The 1,894-nt window shown below is 45.0% G+C and carries 3 protein-coding genes; all 3 read left to right on the top strand.

Going from position 1 to position 1,894, the window contains the following annotated elements; genetic code table 11:
• Positions 1–262 (top strand): RusA family crossover junction endodeoxyribonuclease (locus LKD42_RS14995; RefSeq protein WP_248836161.1); only part of this gene is annotated, 262 nt, incomplete at its 5' end.
• A gap of 25 nt (positions 263–287) precedes the next feature.
• Positions 288–1,157 carry a DUF4373 domain-containing protein gene (locus tag LKD42_RS14990; RefSeq protein WP_248836160.1) on the top strand — a complete coding sequence of 290 codons (870 nt, stop codon included), beginning with the start codon at positions 288–290 and terminating at the stop codon, positions 1,155–1,157.
• Between the two features lie 9 nt (positions 1,158–1,166).
• The gene (locus LKD42_RS14985) at positions 1,167–1,868 is read left to right on the top strand and encodes an ORF6C domain-containing protein (RefSeq protein ID WP_248836159.1); all 702 of its coding nucleotides are present in this window, start codon (positions 1,167–1,169) and stop codon (positions 1,866–1,868) included.
• Positions 1,869–1,894: the final 26 nt, after the last annotated feature.

The raw sequence follows: 1,894 nt of genomic DNA, 5'->3' as shown, positions 1-1,894 counted from the left end.
TTCGGATGATGCGTATGTGGTTGCTAATATCTTGGCGTATTTTGAGCCGCCTAAGAGCATCTCGAAGAAGAAAAGGGAAGACATGCTGACAGGGAAGATCTGGCCGGCAAAGAAGCCGGACAGTGACAACATCGCAAAGGTTGTGCTGGATGCCCTGAACGGCATCGCATACCATGATGATACACAGATCATAAAACTGAGCGTCACAAAGGCGTATAAAGAGGAAGCGTATTTAAGCGTTACGCTGATGGAACTTAAGTAATATACAGGAAAGGCAGGTGTCCGGCATGGGGCGTGGTGCTCCTAACAAAAAAGGACTCAGTTACTTTCCGAAGATGATTGATTTTTACGAAGACGATAAGGTCTTCGATCTCCTGGACCGATATGGTCCACTGGGAGTGACTGTATATGACTGCATTCTGTGCATCGTATACAAGCAAGGTTACTACGCAGAGATCTCACTTGATAAGCTATCAAGAATGATCACAAGGATGATAGGCAACAAGTGGGTGAAGGGGCAAAAAGCTGTCGTGCAAGTGGTGCACTTCTGCTCTGAGATAGGTCTCATTGATGATGACCTCATGACGGAAAACATCATCACCTCTGTTGGGATTCAGCGTCGTTATTACGAGATAGCAGTAAAACGCATGAAGAGACAGCTCTATAGCGATAAGTATTGGCTCCTCAGAAACGGGGAAGAAGAGGAGCCTTTCTTAAATGCACCCAAAAATCGAATTACTTCGGAAGAAAATCGAATTACTTCGGAAGAAAATAAAAATAGTTCCGAAGAAAGTCCTATAGAAATAAAAGAAAAAAGAAATATAGATATAGATACGGCTCTGCCGGACATTACTTTCGATGATCCAGAACTTGAGAGAGCTTTTCAGGGATACCTGAGCAGTCAAGAAAAAAACGGCAGGGAGTTATCTGATTACCAGGTACGGTTGCTCAGAAAGAAGCTCGGAAGTCTTAGTGATGATATGGCAGAGCAGCTGATGATAGTGGAAGAAGCTACAGTGCAAGGATGGAAGAGTTTTTACCCGGTCAAGAAGCAGCCAACCAAGAAGAAGGAAAAGAAAACAGCAAAGAATACATTCAATGCATTTCCGCAAAGGGACTATGATTTCGATGCACTGGAAAGAACATTGAACGAGTAAGGAGGCAATATGGGACAGCTGAAGATTTTTGAAAATGAAGAATTTGGGCAGATCAGAACCGTGATGAGAGATGGGGAAGTCTGGTTTGTGGGAAAAGATGTGGCTAATGGACTTGGATATAGTAATGCTCGAAAAGCACTTGGAGACCATGTAGACAAAGAAGATAAGGGGGTAACAAAACGTGACACCCTTGGAGGTGTGCAGGAACTCACAATCGTAAATGAATCAGGCCTTTACAGTCTGGTCTTATCCAGCAAGCTTCCGTCAGCCAAGCGTTTCAAACGCTGGGTTACATCAGAAGTGCTGCCGGCGATCCGAAAGACTGGCAGCTATGACATGGACGAGTATTCACCAGAGATGAAAGCAATCCTGATGCATGATAAGAAGTTGGTGAAGATTGATAACCGTGTGACAGATCTGGAGAATCACATGACCATTGACTACGGCCAGCAGACAGTTCTCGGCGATGAGGTCAACAAAGCGGTTCTGGACGCACTGGGCGGCAAATACAGCAACGCCTACAACGAGATCGGCAAGAAAGTATTCGCGGAGTGCAACCGTGACCTGAAACACTATTTCCACGTCAACGCCCGCAACAACGTGCCGAAGAAACGCTACTATGAAGCCTTGGAATACATCCAGGAATGGAAGCCCTGCACAAATACACAGATCCAGATCCGTGACTGCAATGCACAGGTGTGTATGCCATGAAAATAGTAGAAAAACCAGTTCAGATA

Source organism: Hominisplanchenecus faecis (genome assembly GCF_020687205.1).
Taxonomy (GTDB): domain Bacteria; phylum Bacillota; class Clostridia; order Lachnospirales; family Lachnospiraceae; genus Hominisplanchenecus; species Hominisplanchenecus faecis.
This window is presented reverse-complemented; position numbering and strand designations above follow the sequence as displayed.

What these genes read in the sequence shown, in the direction of transcription:
- LKD42_RS14990 (WP_248836160.1), top strand. Translation starts at nt 288, where the DNA reads ATGGGGCGTGGTGCTCCTAACAAAAAAGGACTCAGTTACTTTCCGAAG.
- LKD42_RS14985 (WP_248836159.1), top strand. Translation starts at nt 1,167, where the DNA reads ATGGGACAGCTGAAGATTTTTGAAAATGAAGAATTTGGGCAGATCAGA.